Source organism: Emergencia sp. 1XD21-10 (genome assembly GCF_009936045.1).
GTDB lineage: Bacteria > Bacillota > Clostridia > Peptostreptococcales > Anaerovoracaceae > Senimuribacter > Senimuribacter intestinalis.
In genome coordinates, this window is sequence record NZ_QWEQ01000047.1 from 1 (window position 1) to 6682 (window position 6682).

Annotated in this window: 6 protein-coding genes; all 6 read left to right on the plus strand. The window is 42.8% G+C overall.

Going from position 1 to position 6682, the window contains the following annotated elements; genetic code table 11:
- Window positions 1–562: YkgJ family cysteine cluster protein (locus D1151_RS15970; protein WP_202620442.1), on the plus strand; the 562-nt coding region annotated here is incomplete at its 5' end.
- Window positions 555–1385, plus strand: a complete 831-nt coding sequence (locus D1151_RS15975; protein WP_160200893.1) for a ParB/RepB/Spo0J family partition protein — start codon at window positions 555–557, stop codon at window positions 1383–1385. The genes D1151_RS15970 and D1151_RS15975, both read left to right, overlap by 8 nt.
- Window positions 1386–1812: 427 nt before the next feature.
- The gene (locus D1151_RS15980) at window positions 1813–2034 is read left to right on the plus strand and encodes a type II toxin-antitoxin system Phd/YefM family antitoxin (RefSeq protein WP_160200894.1); all 222 of its coding nucleotides are present in this window, start codon (window positions 1813–1815) and stop codon (window positions 2032–2034) included.
- Window positions 2027–2452, plus strand: coding sequence for a PIN domain-containing protein (locus D1151_RS15985; RefSeq protein WP_201759517.1), 426 nt, complete (start codon window positions 2027–2029; stop codon window positions 2450–2452). Before D1151_RS15980 ends, D1151_RS15985 begins: the two co-directional genes overlap by 8 nt.
- A 21-nt stretch (window positions 2453–2473) precedes the next feature.
- Window positions 2474–3622, plus strand: a complete 1149-nt coding sequence (locus D1151_RS15990; protein ID WP_161909536.1) for a hypothetical protein — start codon at window positions 2474–2476, stop codon at window positions 3620–3622.
- A 124-nt stretch (window positions 3623–3746) separates the two neighbouring features.
- Window positions 3747–6682, plus strand: a 2936-nt coding sequence (locus D1151_RS15995; protein WP_161909537.1) for a SpaA isopeptide-forming pilin-related protein, incomplete at its 3' end; no start/stop codon positions are given.

A 6682-nucleotide genomic window follows, 5' to 3' on the forward strand; every position in this document is an offset into this window, starting at 1 on the left:
AGCCTGGCTGATTATGAATGGAAAAGTGGGAGAGTTGCCTGTCATATATATGAATGCGATGAAACAGGCTGCGTATGCGGCGGAAAATCACCCTGTCATGGCAGAATCCATCCAGGATAGTTATACGGCGCTTCAGAAGCGGTTTTATAACCTTGATGCAACCGTTATTTTACTCGAAAGTTGCCCATTCCTGGACGAAAGAGGCAAATGCATATGTTATGAAGCCAGACCGAATTTATGCAGACGTTATGGAGTTACCGATAGCTGCATGAGAAGAGTGAATCCAGCTCATCCATCATATAACGAAATTCTTTTAGAAAATATTTTTCTTATTAAGGATGGGCGCTATTACATGCGGCAGGCAAGACCGATTTACTTTTTTGCAGAGAGATATTTGTCTCTGGATGTAGTGCAGGAAACGGTTAATATAGTGGAAAGGTTCGTTACTGAATCGGAAACTGCTTTTTTAGACTATGTCAGAGATGAGACATTTTACATATTTGAGTATAAAGATGGGGTGTATAAGCCCCAAAGTATGATCAAAGAGGTAGAGAATGTGTGAGGAAATCAGACAAATACCGATTACGGATATCAGGCCATTTGGCGGCGATTACGGCAAATCCTATTTTCATATGCAGCAGGAGAAAGTTGAAGAGCTGGCAGACTCTATCAAATCTGTCGGCGTGCTGGTGCCGCTGACTGTCAGAGCAGATGCAAGTGGGAAAGCAAAGTATGAGCTCATTGCTGGGAAGACCAGGCTCACTGCAGCAGAACGAGTTGGTCTTGAAACCGTGCCTTGCGTAATCAGGCAACTTGATGACGCTGCGGCATTGTGCCTTTATGGCGAGAGCAACCGTTACAGGGAAGATATCACGATTACGGAAAAAGCGTTCATGATGAGGTATGCAGATGAGTATGCTGAAAAATGCAAAACGGACCCGCGGGTCCGAAATGCAATTTTTGATGAATCAGAGGAACGCCAGTTGCGAAGATATATCCGGCTGACATATTTATCCTTGGGAATGAGGCAGCTGGTGGATGTAAGAAAAGTAAGCATTAAAGCAGGTTGTGAGATTTCCTATTTACCACTGGATGTGCAGGATCGAATCGTTTACATACTGAGTGGCGAGCAGACGGTGTTGAGTTTGGAGGCGGCGGAAAAGATACGTAATTTGTATGATCGGAAATATAAGCCTTTTGGGAAGACAATGAATACTAAGGAGCTTAGTGACATGATTTATACTATGCAGCCAGAACGCAATAGGAAGGCACATTTGACAGTAGATAAAGGAATTATCAAAATGCTGCCGCCGGAATATCAGAGTAAAAAAGCATATGAGATGCTTGTAGAAAATCTATTGAAAAATTTCTCGGAAAACTTTTAAAAAAGGGCTTGACAAAATAAATTTAGCAAAAAAACGTACAATGTACCTGACGGGGCGGTAAAAAGGTGATAATATGGTAGCGTGCTTTCCTGGCACATGTTTCATGCTCCCTTTTGCCACTGTCTCACAGGTGAAAGGGAGTTTTTAATAAAAGATGATAATAGTCACTGCACAATTTTAATAGATGAGGTGTTCAAAGCTCTTGATAATCTTGTAGCAAGTGGGCGATACCAGGAATGAAATACACAAAAGAAGCAAGTGCACATGTAATGCTTCCTTTCTTCAAAAGGCGGGGGATATTCGTCCCCCCCGCCCTCCTTTCCACGAAATGGAGAAACAGGAATTTGAAATAAATATACGAAATGGTTGACTTTTTGTACGTTTATAATATAATAAAAGTACAGAAAGACAGAAAGGAGGCTGGCATATGTCAATCACAACTACAGAGTTCAGAGATAATCTAGGAAAATATATAACAATGTCACAGACGGAAGATGTGTACATCACTAGAAATGGGAAAGTTGTAGCAAAGCTCACAAGCCCATATAAAACGAAAATGGATATTGTTGACTCTTTGGTCGGTATTCTGCCGGCAGATATCACTTTGGAAGAGGCGAGAGAAGAAAGGCTGAAAAAATATTATGATTAAAGTGGTTATTGATACGTGCGTGGTATTGGATGTATTACAGAAGAGAGAACCTTTTTTTCACGATGCCGTCAAAATTTTCTATGCAGCAGCGTCGGATCAAATCGAAGGCATTCTGACGGCAAAGTCTATAACGGATTTGTTTTATATACATCATCGCTTCACTCATGATAATGAAGCGACGCGGGAGATTTTGCGTAAACTGACGGAGCTTTTTACCATAGCGGATACAGCAGCTTCTGATTGTCATGAAGCGCTCATAAAGGACAGTGGTGATTTTGAGGATGCTGTAATGATGGAAACTGCAGAACGTATCAAAGCTGATTGCATAGTGACACGAAATACAAAAGATTATATAGAGTCCAGGGTGGCTGTGCTTGATCCAAAATCATTTGTAACCACCTTGCTGACGGACTGTTAAAAAGTAAAGGAGGAAACGGAAATGAAGAAGATTATAACCTTACTCATCACTTTGACTATGGTGCTGACTATGGCAGTTCCAGCATTTGCAACAGACAATCAGGCTCCTGCAGAATCAGCTCCAACAGAAGTGAAGCTGACAAGTAAGCAGGTCAGGGCTATCACGCCGAAAAATTTTAAGGCGACCAGTTATAGCTACACGAAAATCAAGACCAGCTGGGATAAGATTGACGGTCTGGACGGCTATAAAGTATATAGAGCAACTTCTAAGAACGGCAAATATAGCCTCGTGAAAACCACGACCAGCGTAAAAACTGTCTCCTATATCAACACTGTCAGAACCACCGGCAAGACCTACTACTACAAGGTAAGAGGCTATAAGAAGGTTGGAAAAACCACATACTACACTAAGTATTCTGCTGTCACCAGCACTTATGCTAGACCGAATAAAGCAGTGATTACAAAAGTAACGCTTGGTGGTAGTGATAAGGAGGGACCATACGATAGAACACCGAAGACCTGCTGGAACGCAGTAAGCGGCGCAACAGGGTATGAGGTATATAGAACCTTAGTTGGCAAGAACAAGTGGAGCAAGATTTACACAACGGCAAAGACTTACTACACTGATAAGACAAAGTCTTTTCGCACGTATTACAATTACGAATATAAGGTTCGAGCCTACAGAACCGTGAACGGAAAGAAAGTATATGGTCTATTTTCTGTAGCAAAAGAATTTAAACCGGACTGGACCATGGAAGAACTGATGCCGGAACTGATTGCTTATGGCGAGAGCATCAAGGGTACGAGGATGCAATATACTGGTGTTCCTGGCGAATTTATTCCATATACTGGATCCAGAGGGAGAACCTACACAATGAAGTATGAGGATGCAAAAGAAGCAAAAAAAACTCCAGAAAATAGCTCTTGGTCTGCAATCTTTCCGAAATATATCAGTCCTTACTGGTCCAAAGCAACAGTGATGAAGACATTGAAAGGCTGTATTAAAGCAGAAATTGAATCTGAGATGAAAGCCAACCCATTGTCATGGGATCCCGGAGATCCGGAAACGGATGAGTGGTGGTATGGAACTGATTGGTTCTTTCTCTATTACAGAAATGCAAATGGAGGATTAGAAAACAGAAAAGGTTATCATTTTTACCTCATGTACTAATTGAATACTCTTGACGAAGAAGCAGCTGAATGGCTGCTTTTTTTATGGAAAGAATTCAACGGCGCACCTGAAAAAGGACGCCGTTTTTATATAGATAAATTCCAAAAGGAGGAACAGGAAGGAAATGTTTGAAACAAAAAAACACCCGGTTCTGCGAAAAGTGTTCGTGCTTCTGATGGCAGTTGTTATGCTGGCAGCATATATGCCACAGCAGGTATTTCAGACTACTTATGCAGCAACGAAAGCCTCTGTTTATGATGGCAGAACGCTAAAGGGATCTGATGGAAAGCCATACTATCCGAATAACAAAGGCGGTGGTTACTACTATGCGAAATTTTCCAATGCAAAAGGGGACGGATTTGTTTACCGCCTTGCAAGAGCGACTTCCGCTAAGAAGACCATCGTTGTGGACAACGGGAAAGAAACTTATCAAGGCTATTGTCTGGAGCATGGTGCTTGGCTGAATGCAGGTGGCACTGGGTACAGTGCAGAAAAACAGCAGGAGCTAGAAAAACTAAGATGGATGAGACCATATAGTGAAAGTACACGGCAAGGTATTCGATTGGCATTACTCTTTGGTAAGCAGCCCGGACATACCAACAAGGATGTGCCAGTGGAAGGCTGCAATCTGGATGACTGGTACTGGGCAACCCAGAATATCATTTGGGAATTCCAACAGGGGCTTCGGACATCCGTTGATAGCGGACTGAAAAGCCGCACTGGAAAATACGCCATGGATGCAAACTGGTTTCGCGATACGGTAAAGGGACGTCCTGCAGAAAAGATTTACAACTGGATGCTAACGCAGATGAAGAAATATGTGAATGTTCCCAGTTGGACAGCAAAATACAGCGATAAGATAACAATAAAGCAAACTGTAAAGCTGGAACTCCAGTCAGACGGTACCTGGAGAGGTACAGTGCAGGATTCAAGAGGTATAGGACAGGACATTAAATCCACCAATAAACACATCAAAATCAAGAGAAACGGTAATGAATACACCATTACTTGTGATGTAGATCCGAAAACAATCACAAAACCAATTCTTGCAAAGAAGAATATCGATGTGTCAAAACCAAAGCAGGATCTTTTGGTATGGTCTACCAACCAAAAGAGTCCGGTTGCGGATTCCAATCATCTGCAGACCGTAGCAACAGGCGGAGATGATCCAGTGGAGATGTATTTTAAAGTAGCGGCAGCAGAAGAAACGGAACCGGAGCCAGGGCAGCCGGAGGAGCCGAAACTGCCTTCTTTTGAACTAGATGTTGAGAAGTTAGATGCCAATACAGGTTTCGACAATGATTCTCATACCGGTATGGGTGATGCGGCGTTAGATGCAACGATTGATTTGTTGCTTGATGGAGAGGTAGTAGAATCTAAAACGCTGGATGTAAACGGATACAGTGACGAACCTTTTTATTTTATTCCATGGGAAGCGGTATCGGAACTTCATTATGAAACGGTTGAACATGAAGGAAATGAGGAAAAGGGTGAAGCAGCGTGGACAGAACATATCTGGACGGGAAGTAAAACCATTGCTACCAGAGAATCCATGCCGCCGGATGGCAGATTTTCGGACGAAAGAGAACATAGCCATGGAACCATCCAATATTATGCCCATACCAATGAAAAGGGTGAAATCGTATACAGCATTACTTATGAGAACGGCATATTAACCAGTGCTGATGAGATTGATCTGGACAATCCACAGCCCATGAGAGATGATAAAGGGTCAGACGCCTTTGTCAATGATAATTTTAGAGGGCAGCTACAGATTATCAAGACAAAGACAGACCTCGATCCCTTTACGCCGGATAACGGTAGTGGCAAGCTGGAATACTCTACAAATTCCAAGTGGACAATCCGGCTGAATTCCGGTGGCTATGAGGACTGTCCATATATTAGAGTTGTACCGATTACAAAAGGCGAAGATGGATTTTCTGCTTATGCAAATAACTATCGTGTGGTAAGAGATGGAGGCGGGGAGCCGGCAGATGAGGCGCATCCGCTGACAGTTAGTCAGTTTGGACAAATCAATATCGTTGATCTTCCTTATGGCAACTATACCGTACAGGAAATTTCCGCTGATTCTAATGGATATGTACTGGAATCCCATGAGGTGACGGTGACAGAAGATGGGCAGCTGATTTCCACGGATACCGATAACGTGCCGAAGAAAAATAAGGTGCAGATTATCAAAATAAACTCCGAAACCGGAAAACCTGTCAGATTGAATGAAAACGCTGCATTTAGAATCAAATATCTGGGCAATCCGGATTTAGCAGATCCTACTTTGTCACCAAACTACGGTAAGTATCTGCCAAACGGCAGCAGCTACACCGATGGTGCTGCATCCGGCAAGAACAATTACATTTTCAAATGCAATGAGGACGGTCAGATCGTGTTGCCATATGAACTCGAATATGGTAACTATCAGCTGGAGGAAGTGACTGCACCGGAAGGATACTTTATTGGTGAGTACGATGAAAAGGGTGTCGGCAGCAGCACAGATATGCCGAAGAAATTCGAAGATGCAGTGGTAATCTACGATGCTGCTGGCGATAGAGTAACGGACTTTACCAGTAACAAGAAGGTTATCTTTAACAAATATAAGTTTGGTGTTACAGAGCAGACGCCGCATCAGGACGGCAAGGACTATGTGACCTACTATCTGACCATTAAAATGCCGAACAATCCGGTCAAAGGCAAAATCCAGGTTACCAAAAATGGTGAATCTCTCGCAGGCTGGCTGCATGAAGAATTTGGTGGAAACAAAGGATTTTCCGCAGTATGGGACAGAAGCAAATTAAAAGATGCTAAATTTAATGTATATGCAGCAGAAGATATTCTGCAGGTCGATGAAGTACAGAGAATCAAAGCATATGACAGCAAAACAAACGAAGAAGTGGCGCTAGAAGAAGTCACCCGTGACCATAGCAAAAAGAACGGCGCACTGAGCTTCTGGGAAAAGCTTCTGAAGACTGGCGAAAAGATTTTGCGCTGGTTTGGGCTTGACATCGGTGATGACAATGAATGCAGAACCGAATACATTGCAAAGTC

Bases quoted from the DNA above. Each gene is read 5' to 3' on its own strand.
- D1151_RS15985 (WP_201759517.1), top strand. From the start codon at position 2,027: ATGATTAAAGTGGTTATTGATACGTGCGTGGTATTGGATGTATTACAG.
- D1151_RS15975 (WP_160200893.1), top strand. From the start codon at position 555: ATGTGTGAGGAAATCAGACAAATACCGATTACGGATATCAGGCCATTT.
- D1151_RS15990 (WP_161909536.1), top strand. From the start codon at position 2,474: ATGAAGAAGATTATAACCTTACTCATCACTTTGACTATGGTGCTGACT.
- D1151_RS15980 (WP_160200894.1), top strand. From the start codon at position 1,813: ATGTCAATCACAACTACAGAGTTCAGAGATAATCTAGGAAAATATATA.